This is a genomic window from Pontibacter aydingkolensis (assembly GCF_019443125.1).
Classification (GTDB): domain Bacteria; phylum Bacteroidota; class Bacteroidia; order Cytophagales; family Hymenobacteraceae; genus Pontibacter; species Pontibacter aydingkolensis.
Genome location: NZ_JAHYXK010000009.1, coordinates 106,839 through 122,025 on the forward strand (window position 1 = coordinate 106,839; position 15,187 = coordinate 122,025).

Below are 15,187 nucleotides of genomic sequence, written 5' to 3' on the forward strand. Positions count from 1 at the left end.
TGCATTGCTTGTTGTTTACTAAAGATACAAGGCAGAAAGAGAAATAAGAAATATCGCTAAGTTAGTTTGGTGGATACGATCATGTTAAAAGTATAACGAATGCAAACGTAAGCCGCTTTTTCGATTATACTCCAGCGCAGGTGCCGGTACTTTTATCATACTTAATAAGTATAAAGCTGTATTCCATACTTTGCTTTTGCCTTTAAAGTGCATCAGGTTAAGGTCAGGGCTTAAGTAAAACTGTCTGTGTGCATCAAATCCGGCAGATCTGTTTCCGCTGGGGCTGTTGTATACTACCTCTTCTGCGCCGTAACCTATAGCTATACTTAGCCACTTAGGGTACTTTGATTCTTCTTTTAAAAAGTCACCAAGGTTTAACGAAAGCCAGTAAGTTTGCCCGTTATAATCTTTTAAAGCCTGCTCGCTAAAAGTGCTACCCAAAACATTTGGACGTACATCAGAGTAACGGGTCGTATGAAACGAATACTTGGGCATAATACGAACTTCCTGCCAGGCTAATTCCTGGGCAACAATCGCCGCCGAACCTACAGTATTCGCCACTATATCGCCAACAGATGCACCATAATCTGATTGGTATCCGTCAAATATCTCGATTGGAGTCTGCAGTACTATTCCAGTAAGTCCGCCGTAAAGTATGGCTTTTTTATCGGGCACTCCAGCCCAGCGCAATAAATCTATACCTGCACGGCTCTGGTGGAAAGCAGCCCAGAAGTGACCTGCTTTATCTACCTGCTTCCATTGCCGGTTGTCGTTAAAAAAATGAAAGTCGGTGCGTTCCTGCTCTGCATACCAGGCTTTGTTCAAGCCAACCAGCATGGTGGTGTAGCCCGCTGTAAAGCCGCCTCCCAAAAGGTACAGCTTACTTCGGTTAACTTCTGTGGCTGTCGTATCAGACAACAACATGCTATCAGCCTTTGTATTAAAAGGTAACGCCAGCAGTAGCACCAGTATCCATATGTTTTTGATCCAAAGCATCAGTCAAAGATACACAGCTGCGCCTATATTTCTGGAAATACATCACATTAAAGCGTTTTAATCTGTGTCTAATCTGCCTCTAATCGCAGGACGGTAGTTTTGTCCTATCTACTGCAAATTTTACTTACAGATGAAACAACTGAAGAAGGTGCTACCCACGCTGCTGTTAGCTGCTACTGCTAGTCTGGCAAATGCACAGCATCAAAGTGCGCCTGGAGACACGACATTAACTAAGAAACCTCTAAAACTGGTGCATGCCGAGCCGCTTTACATTGACCTGATTCGGGATCTGGGGGCGCACAAAGGAGAAAAAGAATGGAACATAGGTGGTGGCCTTACCGATAACCTGGGGTACGACCAATATGAATTTCTGGTAGAGTATGAGTGGGCTCCCATAGATAGGCTGGGCCTGGAAATAGAGGTACCGGTAACCATGTACAGCCGCAACAACAAAGACCGGAACCCGGAGATAAATCGTCCTTCAGACAGAATAGAATCCCTTAAACTTGCTGCCCAGTATACGTTTCTGGTATCCGGCAGGCTGCAAACCTCTCTGGCTGTTGGAGGAATAACAGAGTTTGAGATGACGGACCTGGACAGGATTGGGAAAGAAGAGCTGTTTCATGGCATCCTGCTGAACCCATTTCTGGTAGCTGCCAAACGCTGGGGCAGCAACTTTCACTCACTCGTTTATACCGGTCCGCGCATATTTCGTCCGTTCGGGCATGGCGAGGGCAGGACAGATTATGAGGTAAATACGAGTGTGCACTACATGATACCCGGTACCCGTAACTTTTTAGGGGTGGAGGTAAATAAGCAGTTTACCTCCGAGGGTTTCGACATGGTCATCAGGCCGCAGATGCGCGTTACTATCAACGAAGGGCTGATGATCGGCATTGTGCCTGGCATACCGGTATCAAAGGAAAAAGAACGGTTGAGCTCATTTGTGCGCCTGATCTATGAGCCGGGGCACCGAAAGTTGCGCCATTAAACACCTGCTGTTTCGGTAATGGCTTTCTTGTAGGTAGCAATAGCGCGGTTGCGGGCAAAGTTGTGGTCTACCATTGGCTTGGGGTAAGCTAAGGTGCCATACTCCGGTACCCATTTTTTAATATAAGTATAGGCCTTGTCAAACTTTTTGATCTGGCTGTCAGGGTTAAATACACGGAAGTATGGCTGAGCGTCAGCGCCAGTGCCAGCGGCCCATTGCCAGTTGCCGATATTGCTGGCCTGCTCATAGTCCAGTAGCTTTTGGGCAAAGTATAGCTCGCCCCAGCGCCAGTCTATTAGCAGGTCCTTTACCAGGAAACTAGCCACCACCATGCGCACGCGGTTATGCATAAAGCCGGTGGCGTTTAACTCCCGCATACCCGCATCAACTAACGGGAACCCGGCTTTGCCTTCGCACCAACGGGTAAACTCTTCTTCGTTGTTGCGCCAGCTTATAGCTCTGAACTTGGGGTAAAAGCTTTCTTCTGCAGTTTCGGGGAAATGGTAGAGCAGCTGCATGAAAAATTCGCGCCAGATCAGCTCTTGCAGCCATACTTCGCTGTGCGTCAGAGCCAGCGCTACGGCCTCTCGTACGCTTAAGGTGCCAAAGCGCAGGTGCGGGCCAATACGCGAAGTAGCATCGAGGGCCGGTGTATCCCGCTTATCAGCATACTGCTGTAGTAGTTCTGAGGCGAGTTTAGGATCGGGTGTTAGTATGGCAGAGGGACTAAAACCCATCTCCTGAAGAGAAGGTATCTGATCAGAAGTACCTCGATAAAGGTTGCCAAAGTGCTGTTGCGTTGGGTATGGCTGTACCATCTCTGGTTCAAAGGCACTCTTCCAGGTATTTTTGTAGGGTGTGTATATTTTGTAAGGGCTGCCTGATTTTGTCATGATCTCGTCCCGCTCAAATATCACCTGGTCTTTGAAGGATTTGTAGGGAATGCTTTGTGCCTGCAGCAGCTCATAAATTGCCTTGTCGCGCTGGCGGGCATAAGGTTCATAGTCACGGTTGGTGTATACCGCCTGCAACTGGTACTCTTGCAGTAGCTCTTTGAAAATCTCTATAGGGCGGCCATACTTCACGAGTAAAGAGCTGCCGAGCTTCTGCAGGTCTTCCTGTAGCTTGGATACGGTTTTATAGATAAAGCTGACGCGGGCATCGTCACGGTCCGGGAGGTCGTCCAGTATATCGGCATCGAATATGAAAAGCGGCAGCACAGGGTGCTCCTGCTGCAGGGCGTGGTAAAGGCCAGCGTTGTCGTGCAGGCGCAGGTCGCGGCGAAACCAGATAATAGTAATTGATTTCAAAGAAAATTAATGAAGTATAGGTCTGTCTACAATAATTTAATGGAGCTCATGCCGCCATCCAGGTGAAGCACTTGCCCTGTCATCCAGGAGGAGGCATCGCTTAGCAGGTAAAGTGCGGCCTCAGCGGCATCCTGTGGTTTGCCAACGCGGTGCAAGGGGTGTCGCTTCGCGGCAGCTTCTTTTTTTTCGGGTGTACTGAGAAGTTGGCTGGCAAGCGGTGTATCTGTTAACGATAGCGAGAGGGCGTTGAAGCGTATGTTAGAAGAGGCATACTCTGCTGCGAGTGAAACCGTAAGGCCTTCTACAGCAGCCTTAGCAGTGGCAATGGAAGTATGGAAGGGCATGCCCAACTTAGTTGCAACAGTGCTGAAAAGCACGACACTGGCTCCATCGGCTTTCTTGAGCAAAGGAACTGTAGCTTTAAGCACCTGCACAGCCCCAAGCACGTTCAGTTCCAGGTCTTTACGGAAGTCCTCCAGGGGCAGGCGCTCAAAGGGCTTCAGCCGGATACTGCCGGGGCAGTAAATTAGCCCGTGCAGCAAGTTGGGTAAATGCTCTTGTAATTCGTTATCAAGTTGTAGCACATCTAGCGTAATGTGTTGCGTTTCCAGCTGCTTCAGTTCATCAGAAATGTGCCTGGATGCAGTGATAACATTTGCCCCGGCAGCTTTTAAGGCCTGTGTAAGGGAGAGCCCGACGCCGGAAGAGGCTCCTACAACAAGTATGGTTTTATCTTTTACTGTCATGAGTTCGCAGTTTAATCCATCAACCAGTGTGGGATGGATTTGTTTTAATTGGGAGCCGTGACGTCTACTAAAAAACAACAGCACATGAATACGACATACCTGCAGTATGTTAAGTGCATGATACCAGAGGATAGCCGGGCAAAAGTGTTTTTGATATACAAGAAGATATTAATACGATTCGATGCCAGTTTTTTATTTGCCGCCATGCTGTTAACTTCAGTAATTGAAAAGGAATAAGAATGAATATTCTGGTTATAGAAGATGAACCTAACGTAGCTGCTTTTATCCGAAAGGGCTTGCAGGAACAATCGTATGAAGTGGATGTAGTACATGATGGTCTAAGTGGCAAGCGCCATGCCCTCCGGAAAGACTACGATCTAATCATACTTGATATCATTCTGCCAGGCTGCAGCGGCCTGGAGGTGTGCCGGGATATCCGCCAGGATAATCCCCTGGTTCCTATCCTGATGCTGACGGCACTCGGCACGACTGACGACGTGGTAACGGGCCTGAATGCCGGAGCTGATGATTACCTGACAAAGCCGTTCAAATTTAAGGAACTGCAGGCGCGGGTGCTGGCGCTATTGCGGCGCAGTAACCTTAGCCAGGAAAGCAGCCAGTTACAAGTAGCCGACCTAACCATGAACCTCAATGCCAAGACCGTACACCGTGCCGGAAGAGAGATAAAGCTAACTGCTAAGGAGTTTGCCTTGCTGGAGTACTTTATCCGAAACAAAGGAAGGGTACTTTCACGCATCGACCTGCTGGAGAATGTGTGGGAGCTTAACTTCGACCTGAACTCCAACGTGGTGGAAGTATACGTGAACTACCTGCGCAACAAAATAGACAAGGACTTCGACTGCAAACTGCTACATACCGTGATCGGGATGGGCTATGTGCTGAAGGAGGAAAGCCAGTAACATGACATTCAGAACCAGGCTTACAATTACTTTTACTACACTCGTTGCCGCTATTATTGTGGTGATCAGTCTGTTTATATACTTTTTTTCGGAACGCTATACTCGAAATGAATTTATGACACGCCTGTGCGAACGGGCTTTTATTGCCGCCCAGGTATATCTGGAGGAAGATGAGTTGAGCAGGAGAAGCTTTGAGAAGGTTAGAAATCAGTTTCTGGAAAAGCTGCCTGAAGAGGTGGTATACATCTATTCTAAAGACCGGGAGCCAGCCTTTATGCTTGATACGGTTGCACTTAATACCACCGATTCTATTTTTGATTACATAGACGAAAACCAGTCTATTGAATTTAAAATGAATGGCCGGCAATGGATAGGGCTGTCTTACAGCGATAACCAGGGTGAGTTCTATATCCTTATCTCTGCAGTAGACCGGTATGGGCAAAGCAAGCTTCTGAACCTACAGCGGGTGCTTATCATATGCTTTTTGTGCAGTATTTTTTCTGTGTACGTGGTAGGGCGTTTTCTGTCACGGCAGGTGCTCAGGCCTATTGCTGCTATTGTGCAGCAGGTGAATAAAATACGTGCTTCCAACTTGCACCTCCGGCTGCAGCAGCCAGGTGATAAAGACGAAGTGTCGGAGCTCTCCCGCACCTTTAACCAGATGCTGGACCGGCTTGAGGTTTCTTTTGAAATGCAAAAGAACTTTATCTCTAATGCCTCCCATGAACTGCGAAACCCGCTAACAGCCATTAGTGGCGAGATAGAAGTGGCCCTGCTCCGTCAGCGTAGTCCTGAAGAATACATCGCATCCCTGGAAATTTTGCACAAAGAAACCAACCGATTAGAGAAGCTCACTAGCGATTTGCTTAACCTGGCTCAAACTGGTTTTGATGAGGCCGAGGTGAGACAGGAAGAAATACGCCTGGATGAACTGGCTATGGATTGTGCAGCCGAATTCAGGCAGTATAACCTACGTTTTCTGATGGAGCAAATGCCTGATAGTCCGCAGTCGCTTACCATCCGCGGCAACTATAGCCTGCTCCGAATTGCTGTACTCAATGTGCTGGAAAATGCCTTTAAATTCTCCGATAACCAGGAAGTGCTTTTTGAACTGAAGGCCAGGGAAAAGAAGGTAATTTTAAACGTGCATGATAAGGGAATTGGTATTCCAGCTGATGACTTGCCACATATTTTTCAGCCTTTTTACAGAGGAAGCAACGCCCGCGGACGAAAGGGCACTGGTATAGGCCTTTCCCTAACTGAGAAGATCGTAAAATTGCATAGCGGTTTTGTTACGGTTACTTCAGACGAGGAGAAAGGCACATGCCTGAGTATTGTTTTCAAAGTATAAATTTCTTCTGACTTTTCTTTTTTAGCGTGCTGTTGTAGCTTCATTATTAGTACTATAACCTTCTGCCAAAAAATCCGGTATTACCAGCAACTAAGGTATAAAATCTGGCATTTTTAATATTTGCATCTTCAACGATCAGTTTTATCACATAAGATATCACTATCTGCACGCGTGTTTCTGAGCAGCGGCGGCAGATTATTTTGCATGAATGGTTAATACTTTTACTACATCTCACCTTATATGAAAATTAAAAAAGTTCTTGTTGCTAACCGTGGCGAGATCGCTATTCGTGTGCTTCGCGCATGCACCGAGCTTAACATTGAAACGGTTGCTATTTATACTTACGAAGATCGATATTCCCTGCACCGCTACAAAGCCGACGAAGCCTACCAGATCGGCAAAGACAACCAGCCGCTTCAGCCATACCTTGACATTGAGGGCATCATTAAAATAGCCAAAGAGAACGGTGTGGATGCCATTCACCCGGGGTATGGCTTTTTGTCGGAAAACCAGCATTTTTCGAGGCGATGCGAAGAGAATGGCATTGTGTTTATCGGGCCGAAGCCAAAAGTGATGGCCTCGCTGGGTGATAAGATAGCCGCCAAAAAAGTAGCCCAAAGCTGCGAGGTGCCTATTATCCAAAGCAACGACCTGGACCTGAACACTTACGATACTGCCCTGGAAGAGGCGCACAGGATCGGGTATCCGCTAATGCTGAAGGCGGCCGCCGGTGGCGGAGGGCGCGGCATGCGCGTGATCAGGGACGACGAACAGCTGGAAAAAGGTTTTTTTGAGGCGAAGAATGAAGCTCTGAAAGCCTTTGGCGACGACACACTTTTCCTGGAGAAATATGTAGAGAACCCAAAGCACATCGAAGTACAGATCGTAGCAGACAACTATGGTAACATAACCCATTTGTTTGAGCGCGACTGCTCGGTGCAGCGACGCTTTCAGAAAGTAGTGGAAGTTGCACCGGCTATCACTTTAAAAGAGGAAACACGGCAGCAGTTGTACGACTATGCCATTAGTATCTGCAAGGCTGTAAACTATAATAATGTGGGTACGGTGGAGTTCCTGGTAGAGCCGCACACAGATAATATCTACTTTATAGAGGTTAATCCGCGCATTCAGGTAGAGCACACTGTTACCGAAATGATAACCGGCATAGACCTGATCAAAACTCAAATATTTATTGCCGACGGTTATGCTTTAGACCACGAGGAAGTATTGTTAGGACCTCAGCATAAAGTACGCGCCAATGGTGTGGCCATACAATGCCGCATTACCACCGAAGACCCTGAAAATGATTTTAAACCGGATTACGGAACAGTTATAGCCTACCGCAGTGCCGGAGGTTTCGGTATTCGCCTGGACCAGGGAAGTGTGTACCAGGGAGCCAAGATTAGCCCGTTCTTTGATTCGCTGCTTGTAAAAGTTTCGTCGCATGCGCCAACGCTACGCCACGCTGCCATGAAAATGTCGCGCACCCTGGATGAGTTCAGAATTCGTGGTGTAAAGCAAAATATACAGTTCCTGCAGAACATCATCAACCATCCCGAGTTTATTTCAGGAGAGTACACTGTAGATTTCATTAAAACCCATCCGGAGTTGTTTGTATTTAAACAGCGTAAAGACAGGGCCACGAAAATGCTTACTTTTTTGGGCAACGTGATAGTGAATGGTAACCCGGATATAAAAAAGTATGAAAAGGATAAGGTACTCCGCAAACCCGATTTTTTTGGGCAGCGCCTGAAAGAGCCTTATGAAAAAGGCACCAAAGACCTGCTGACAGAACTAGGGCCGGACGAGTTCTCGAAATGGCTGCGCAACGATCCGCTTATCCACTACACGGATACCACTTTCCGGGATGCGCATCAGTCATTACTGGCCACACGCATGCGTACCTTCGATATGCTGAAAATTGCAGAGGGTTTTGCCAAAGACCATCCGCAAACCTTTAGTATGGAAGTATGGGGAGGCGCTACTTTTGATGTTTGCCTGCGTTTTCTGCACGAAGACCCGTGGGAGAGACTTGCTCTTATCCGCAAAGCGGTTCCGAATATCCTGCTGCAGATGCTTATCCGGGGTTCTAATGGTGTTGGGTACAAGGCTTATCCGGATAACCTGATCGAGTCTTTTGTAGAGAAGTCGTGGGAGACTGGAGTAGATATATTCAGAATATTCGACTCGCTGAACTGGATGAAAAGTATGGAACCCTGCATCAACTTTGTGCGCAAACGCACGCAAGGTTTGGCAGAGGTATCTATGTGCTATACCGGGGATATACTAAACCCTGCTAAAACAAAGTATACTTTAAACTATTACCTGCAACTGGCAAAGCAGATAGAAGACTCAGGAGCACATATACTCGCCATAAAAGACATGGCGGGCCTGTTAAAGCCTTATGCGGCCACAGTGCTCATAGAGGCGTTACGCGATACAGTTAAAATTCCGATACACCTGCACACGCACGATACGGCATCCATTCAGTCGTCTACTTACCTGAAAGCCATAGAAGCAGGTGTAGACGTGATTGATGTGGCACTTGGTTCGATGTCGGGCTTAACATCGCAACCAAACTTTAACTCAGTTGTGGAGATGATGCGTTTCCAGGAGCGCCACCGCGAGTTCGACCAGACCAGTCTGAACCGCCATTCCAACTACTGGGAAACAGTGCGTGAGTATTATTATCCTTTTGAGTCTGGATTGAAAGCCGGTACTGCCGAAGTATACCACCATGAGATTCCGGGAGGGCAGTACTCCAACCTTCGTCCGCAGGCCAATGCGCTGGGCTTAGGCGATAAGTGGGAAACCATTAAAGAGACTTATGCCGAAGTAAACGCGATGTTCGGTGATATTGTAAAGGTAACGCCGAGCTCAAAAGTAGTAGGGGATATGGCCTTATACTTAGTGTCTAATAACTTAACTCCTGTAGATGTATTGGAACGCGGTGACCAGATATCTTTCCCCGATTCGGTGCAGTCGTTTTTTAAAGGTAACCTGGGCCAGCCGGTAGGAGGGTTCCCGAAAAAGATTCAGGATATAGTACTGAAGGATGAAAAGCCATTTACTGACAGACCAAACGAGCACCTGGAGCCGATTGACTTTGACAAGGAGTTTGAAGCCTTCCAGGAGAAATTCGGCAAAGAGACTAGTTTCCTTGACTTCCTGTCGTACCAGCTGTACCCGAAAGTATACGAGGATTACCACAAGCACTTTGAGCTGTATGGCGAAGTATCCAAGATTCCGACACGCTTGTTTTTCTACGGCATGCAACCCGGCGAAGAGGCCATTATCGACATTGCCCGCGGCAAATCCATCGTGATCAAGTTCCAGTCGATGGGGCCAGTAAACGAGGATGGTATGCGCACGGTGTTCTTTAAACTAAATGGCCAGACCCGTAACATAGAAGTGCGTGATAACTCGGTGAAGGTAGAGCGTGTGCAGCATCAGAAAATAGATAAAGCTAACCCGAAACACGTGGGTGCACCGCTGCAGGGAATGCTGTCTAAGATATTAGTAGAGAAGGAGCAGCAGGTAAAGAAGAATACACCACTGTTTATTATTGAGGCCATGAAAATGGAGACCACTATTACCGCTACAGAAGATACGCAGGTAGGAGCAGTGCACTTGCAGGAGGGCTCTTTGGTAAATACTGATGACCTGGTGCTTACTTTGAACTGAGATGTTTGGTATTACCCCATCCCAACCTTCCCCTAAAAACAGGGGAAGGAGCTCAGTTATTACTGGAAGTCCCACTTGAGAGGACAGCGGCGTTTCATTCTGTAAAATGGAGCTAAAAACTTTGCTCTTTCGGATTTCAAATCCCGAATAGCAACTTTCTACGTGGAAGCCATACTTTAGTACCTCAACTTTTATACTTTACCGAATACGGTTACCTTTATAAAATTACCTGTAGCGATACTTTAACAAGGTAAAGCCATTCGGTTTCTTTCAATTTAAATGACAATATGTTTATAGCCCTGAGTACGTTTACGATAGCCAACGATATGGCAGCAGAAGTAAGAGCAGCCTTTAAGAACAGGCCGCACATGGTTGATAAGGAGGCTGGTTTCCTGAAGTTGGAAGTAATGTACCCGCAGGAAAACGAGAACGAGATTTGGCTGATGACTTACTGGACCGATGAAGACAGCTATAAAGTATGGTTTGCCAACCACTACAAAGACTCGCACCACGGCATTCCGAAAGGCTTAAAACTGGTGCCAGGCAGTACCAAGGTCAGGTTTCTGGAACACGTTTGTGGATAAGTATAAAGTATAAGAGCAGCTGGTTTAAGGCTGCTCTTTTGGTTAATGCTTTGCTGGCACACTTTTGTAGGGACAGGTCGCGACCTGTCCGTGGTTCAGGTTAGACAGGCTTTTGCTATCGTTCCAGATTATTTTTGATGGAAAGACCTATTGCTGGTTTCGTTTCCGCCATGATTCTATAGCTCCAGCCATCGCGCGGACAGGTCGCGACCTGTCCCTACAAGCAGAACTGGTTCATTCTAACAATTTCTATACTTCGTGGCGTTAGTTAGAGGGGAGGTTCTGATCCTGAAATCATTCTTAATCCTCTAAATCCTGGTCCACACAAATTAATTGCAACAAAATAGCTTTACAGCAGTTTTATAAATAGTACTTGTAAATATGCTGCATGCATACTATTTTTGATGCAGGCAGACGGGGAATACTAGTCATCCTCGTAATCCAGGCCCATCATTTTGTTGTAAGCCTGCTGCAGTTCTGAGAAAGCGTGTAGGTTGCCTTCTTGCCGGCTAATCTGCATTCCTTTTTTGTAAATGCGTTCTGCCACATCGTTCTGTCCAAACTCTTCGTATAGTTTGGCTGCGTGGTAATACGTGCCAACGTAGTTCTCATGTTCGGCTAGCAGTTTTTCGTAGTACTCCATAGCCTTTTGCTTGTCTAGGTTGCGGTATTCCGTAGCAATGGCATATAAAGTAAAGGCATCATTTGGGTCCTCTTCAAGGAACTTGAAAAGTTGTTCTAATCTGTTTTGAGACATTTCGATTTGGCTATATTTTAACTAACTTCGCACAAATTTAACTTTTAATAAGCTAACATTTCTAACCATGAAAATATTAGTTTGCATCAGTAACGTTCCCGATACTACTTCTAAGATCAACTTCACGGGCGATAACAAAGAGTTCGACAAAAATGGCGTTCAGTTTGTTATCAACCCTTGGGATGAATACGCACTGACCAGAGCCATCGAACTAAAAGAGGCAAAGGGCGGCAGCGTTACCGTTTTGAATGTAGGAGAGGCCGATGCTGAGCCGAACATCCGCAAGGCACTTGCCATTGGAGCAGACGACGCCATCCGTGTTAACGCACATCCCAAAGATGCTTTCTTTGTAGCACAGCAAATTGCTGCGGTTGCCAAGGAAAACAACTACGATATGATCCTGATGGGTAAAGAGTCTATCGACTATAACGGTTTCCAGGTACACAACATGGTAGGCGAGATGCTGGGCATCCCGTCTGTTACGCCAGCCTTTAAACTGGATATGGTTGATGACAGCACTGCCCGCCTGGAGCGTGAGATTGAGGGTGGCAAAGAAGTGGTGGAAGTGAAGCTGCCTTTCGTGGCAAGCGCACAGCAGCCAATGTCGGAGCCAAGAATCCCGAACATGCGCGGTATCATGACAGCCCGTACAAAGCCATTAGCTGTAAGAGAGCCTGTAGGCGCTGAAGCAAAAGCGGAGTATGTAGGCTTCAGCAAACCTGAGAAAAAAGGCGGCGTGAAGATGATTGATGCCGAAAACGCAGGAGAGCTGATTAAATTATTAAGAAACGAAGCTAAAGTACTATAACCATGTCTGTATTAGTATTTGTAGAAGGTCTTAACGGAGAGATCAAAAAATCCTCACTGGAGGCTGCCTCTTACGGCAGCCAGGTAGCGCAGCAGCTGGGCACAACAGCCACAGCCGTAGCTATCGGAGAGGTACACGAAGAGGCGCTTGCCAAACTAGGCGAGCAGGGTATAACCAAAGTATTGTATGATGCTGATGACCGCTTAAAGCAATTTGTAGCTGATGCCTATGTTAAGGTAATCGCTAAAGCAGCCCAGCAGGAAAGCGCTAAAGTATTGGTGTTCTCTAACTCGAACATCGGTGCTGCAGTAGGTTCTAAACTGGCTGTGCGTTTAAATGGCTCGCTTGCTACTAACGTAACTACGCTGCCTAACACAGATGGCGGCTCTTTTATAGTTACGCGCGGTGTGTTCTCAGGTAAGGCATTTGCTGATGTAAACCTTACTTCTGATGTAAAAATCATCGCTGTAAAGAAAAATTCATTTGAAGTTTCAGAAAATGGCGGTGCAACTGCTACTGTAGAAAAACTCTCTGCTGACCTTGCTGACGCTGATTTTGCTGCTGCCCCGAAAGAGACAGTTATGCAGGATACAGACGGTGGTATACTTTTACCAGAGGCTGAGATCGTTGTATCTGGTGGCCGAGGATTAAAAGGCCCTGAGAACTGGCATTTGGTAGAGGATTTGGCGAAAGCACTTGGTGCTGCCACTGCCTGCTCCAAGCCGGTATCTGACCTTGACTGGAGGCCTCACCACGAGCACGTTGGACAGACAGGTATCACCGTTAGCCCTAATTTGTACATTGCCATCGGTATTTCCGGTGCAATTCAGCACCTGGCGGGGGTTAACTCTTCTAAAGTGATTGTCGTTATTAATAAGGATCCGGAAGCACCGTTCTTTAAAGCTGCCGATTATGGCATCGTTGGAGACGCTTTCGACGTAGTTCCTAAATTAATTGAAGCTGCAAGAGCTTTAGACAAATAGACTTAGAAGAATACTGTGAAGAAAATTCAGTTAGAGATACTCGGGCTTTCATCAAGCCAGTCGCAGACGGGTTCGTTTGCCCTGGTTTTAGGGGAAAGAGACGGAAACAGAAGGCTTCCGATAATTATCGGCATGTTTGAAGCGCAATCTATCGCGATACAGATTGAGAAGATAAATCCAAATCGGCCACTTACACACGACTTGTTTAAGTCGTTTGCTGAGCAGATGGACGTAAAAGTAACGGAGATACTGATCTCCGATCTGAAAGAAGGTGTGTTCTACTCCAAAATTATGTGTACCAATGGTACGACAGATTTTGAACTTGATGCCCGCCCGTCAGATGCCATTGCCATTGGTTTAAGGTTTGGAGTTCCGATCTATACTGTAGAGAGTGTTTTATCTGAAGCCGGCATTATACTTAGTGACTTGGAGGATGAAGAAGAGGAAAGCGAAGAAATGGCTGTAAAAAGCAGTTCGACGTCCAGTTCAACTTCAACTTCAAAAGAGTCTTTGAGCCAAACTTCTGTGGATGAGCTAAATAAAATGCTGAACGAGGCCCTCGAGAAAGAGGACTACGAACGTGCAGCAAAAATCCGGGACGAGTTGAACAAGCGCAACTGATTTTAACAATATCTGAATTATAAAAAGTCCTGTGCCTAAGTGGTGCAGGACTTTTTGTTTTATAAGATATTCGGGTTACTTTTGGCAAATTTTGTCCCTAAGCATGTACGATATTTTTAGAGGGGTCATCGGGTTATTAGTCCTTTTGGCCATCGCCTTCTTGTTTTCAAAAAACAAAAAACGCATTGATTGGAAGCTGGTTGGCTTCGGTGTTTTTCTGCAGATTTTATTTGGGGTGCTGGTTACGCAGGTGCCGTTAGTTGCCGACGGTTTTGCAGCCGTTAGCCGTGGCTTCGTAACCTTCCTGGATTTTTCGCAGGCGGGTGCGCAGTTTTTATTCGGTAACCTGGCTAATCCCTCTCAAAATGCTGGCTTAGGCTTTATTTTTGCTTTCTCGGTACTACCTACTATTATTTTCTTTTCAACAGTATCAGCTGGTTTATACTACCTGGGTGTTTTACAGAAGATTGTTTATGGTATTGCCTGGGTAATGTCGAAGGGTATGCGCTTGTCAGGCGCTGAGAGCCTTTCTGCCGCTGGCAACATCTTTTTAGGTCAGACAGAGGCTCCATTACTGGTGCGTCCGTTCATTGGCCGCATGACGCGCTCTGAGCTGATGTGTTTGATGACGGGTGGTATGGCTACGCTGGCCGGTGGTGTACTGGCAGCGTACGTGGCTTTCCTGGGCGGCGATGACCCTGCACAGAAAGCCATTTTTGCAGCTCACCTGCTTACTGCCTCTATCATGAACGCGCCGGCGGGCATAGTGCTGGCCAAAATACTGGTACCTGAAACTGAACCGGAGAAAATTCATACGGAACTGGAAATGAACCAGGAGCAGCTAGGAGTAAACTTAGTGGATGCACTTTCGCGCGGTGCTGCCGATGGTTTGAGACTGGCTGCAAACGTAGGTGGTATGCTGCTTGCCTTTATTGCAGTTATTGCATTGGTAAATTACCTGTTAACAGACCTTATCGGCGACCTTACCGGCCTTAATGGTTGGGTAGTTGCCAGCACAGACGGGCGTTTTTCGGGCTTTTCTTTACAATACCTGCTTGGCCAGATCTTCAGGGTATTTGCCTTTATTATGGGTGTGCCGTGGCAGGATACGCTGCTGGTAGGCAGCTTGCTTGGTCAGAAAACAGCCATTAACGAGTTTGTAGCGTACCTGGACCTTGCTGAAATGAAAAGTGCTAACTTGCTATCGCCAAAGGCTCTAATCATGTCTACGTATGCCTTATGCGGTTTCTCTAACTTCAGTTCTATTGCCATACAGATTGGTGGTATCGGAAGTATGGCGCCAAGCCAGCAGGGCAACCTGTCTAAACTTGGCTTCCTGGCACTGCTTGGTGCTTCGCTGGCCTGTATGATGACTGCCACTGTTTCAGGTATGCTTTACGGTTTATAACAGACATCAAAGTATAAAAAGTATAAAA

Annotated in this window: 13 protein-coding genes; 9 read left to right on the forward strand and 4 right to left on the reverse strand. The window is 46.7% G+C overall.

Translation table 11 applies throughout. The annotated features are described in order from the left end of the window. Nucleotides 1–84 precede the first annotated feature (84 nt). Nucleotides 85–996, reverse strand: coding sequence for a DUF2279 domain-containing protein (locus K0O23_RS12290; protein WP_246597076.1), 912 nt, complete (start codon nt 994–996; stop codon nt 85–87). A gap of 130 nt (nt 997–1,126) precedes the next feature. Between K0O23_RS12290 and K0O23_RS12295 the strand changes: the two genes are divergently transcribed. After that, nucleotides 1,127–1,987, forward strand: coding sequence for an HAEPLYID family protein (locus tag K0O23_RS12295; protein WP_219877720.1), 861 nt, complete (start codon nt 1,127–1,129; stop codon nt 1,985–1,987). On the opposite strand, the gene K0O23_RS12300 is transcribed toward K0O23_RS12295, so the two are convergent. Both K0O23_RS12300 and K0O23_RS12305 read right to left on the reverse strand, forming a co-directional pair. Next, the gene (locus K0O23_RS12300; RefSeq protein WP_219877721.1) at nt 1,984–3,297 is read right to left on the reverse strand and encodes a cryptochrome/photolyase family protein; all 1,314 of its coding nucleotides are present in this window, start codon (nt 3,295–3,297) and stop codon (nt 1,984–1,986) included. The genes K0O23_RS12295 and K0O23_RS12300 overlap by 4 nt on opposite strands. A 26-nt stretch (nt 3,298–3,323) precedes the next feature. After that, nucleotides 3,324–4,043: an SDR family NAD(P)-dependent oxidoreductase gene (locus K0O23_RS12305; RefSeq protein ID WP_219877722.1), complete on the reverse strand. Its 720-nt coding sequence runs from the start codon at nt 4,041–4,043 to the stop codon at nt 3,324–3,326. Between the two features lie 239 nt (nt 4,044–4,282). Between K0O23_RS12305 and K0O23_RS12310 the strand changes: the two genes are divergently transcribed. The 4 genes from K0O23_RS12310 (at nt 4,283) to K0O23_RS12325 (ending at nt 10,582) form a co-directional block, all read left to right on the forward strand. After that, nucleotides 4,283–4,963, forward strand: a complete 681-nt coding sequence (locus K0O23_RS12310; protein ID WP_219877723.1) for a response regulator transcription factor — start codon at nt 4,283–4,285, stop codon at nt 4,961–4,963. A 1-nt stretch (nt 4,964) separates the two neighbouring features. Continuing rightward, nucleotides 4,965–6,314, forward strand: coding sequence for a sensor histidine kinase (locus tag K0O23_RS12315; RefSeq protein WP_219877724.1), 1,350 nt, complete (start codon nt 4,965–4,967; stop codon nt 6,312–6,314). A 240-nt stretch (nt 6,315–6,554) separates the two neighbouring features. After that, nucleotides 6,555–9,998 carry a pyruvate carboxylase gene (locus K0O23_RS12320; RefSeq protein WP_219877725.1) on the forward strand — a complete coding sequence of 1,148 codons (3,444 nt, stop codon included), beginning with the start codon at nt 6,555–6,557 and terminating at the stop codon, nt 9,996–9,998. 287 nt (nt 9,999–10,285) lie between these two features. Beyond that, the gene (locus tag K0O23_RS12325) at nt 10,286–10,582 is read left to right on the forward strand and encodes an antibiotic biosynthesis monooxygenase family protein (protein ID WP_219877726.1); all 297 of its coding nucleotides are present in this window, start codon (nt 10,286–10,288) and stop codon (nt 10,580–10,582) included. 424 nt (nt 10,583–11,006) lie between these two features. Here the strand turns inward: K0O23_RS12325 and K0O23_RS12330 are convergent, their stop codons facing one another. Continuing rightward, complete coding sequence (locus tag K0O23_RS12330; RefSeq protein WP_219877727.1) at nt 11,007–11,339, reverse strand: tetratricopeptide repeat protein; 333 nt, start codon at nt 11,337–11,339, stop codon at nt 11,007–11,009. Between the two features lie 67 nt (nt 11,340–11,406). On the opposite strand from K0O23_RS12330, the gene K0O23_RS12335 reads away from it, so the two are divergent. From K0O23_RS12335 to K0O23_RS12350, 4 genes are all read left to right on the forward strand, one after another. After that, nucleotides 11,407–12,147 carry an electron transfer flavoprotein subunit beta/FixA family protein gene (locus tag K0O23_RS12335; protein ID WP_219877728.1) on the forward strand — a complete coding sequence of 247 codons (741 nt, stop codon included), beginning with the start codon at nt 11,407–11,409 and terminating at the stop codon, nt 12,145–12,147. A gap of 2 nt (nt 12,148–12,149) precedes the next feature. Beyond that, nucleotides 12,150–13,130 carry an electron transfer flavoprotein subunit alpha/FixB family protein gene (locus K0O23_RS12340; protein WP_219877729.1) on the forward strand — a complete coding sequence of 327 codons (981 nt, stop codon included), beginning with the start codon at nt 12,150–12,152 and terminating at the stop codon, nt 13,128–13,130. A gap of 15 nt (nt 13,131–13,145) precedes the next feature. Next, on the forward strand, nt 13,146–13,751 hold the full coding sequence (locus K0O23_RS12345; RefSeq protein ID WP_219877730.1) for a bifunctional nuclease family protein: 606 nt from the start codon (nt 13,146–13,148) through the stop codon (nt 13,749–13,751). A gap of 103 nt (nt 13,752–13,854) precedes the next feature. Then, a complete protein-coding gene (locus K0O23_RS12350) occupies nt 13,855–15,159 on the forward strand; it encodes a NupC/NupG family nucleoside CNT transporter (RefSeq protein ID WP_219877731.1) in 1,305 nt (434 codons plus the stop codon). The last annotated feature ends 28 nt before the right edge of the window (nt 15,160–15,187 follow it).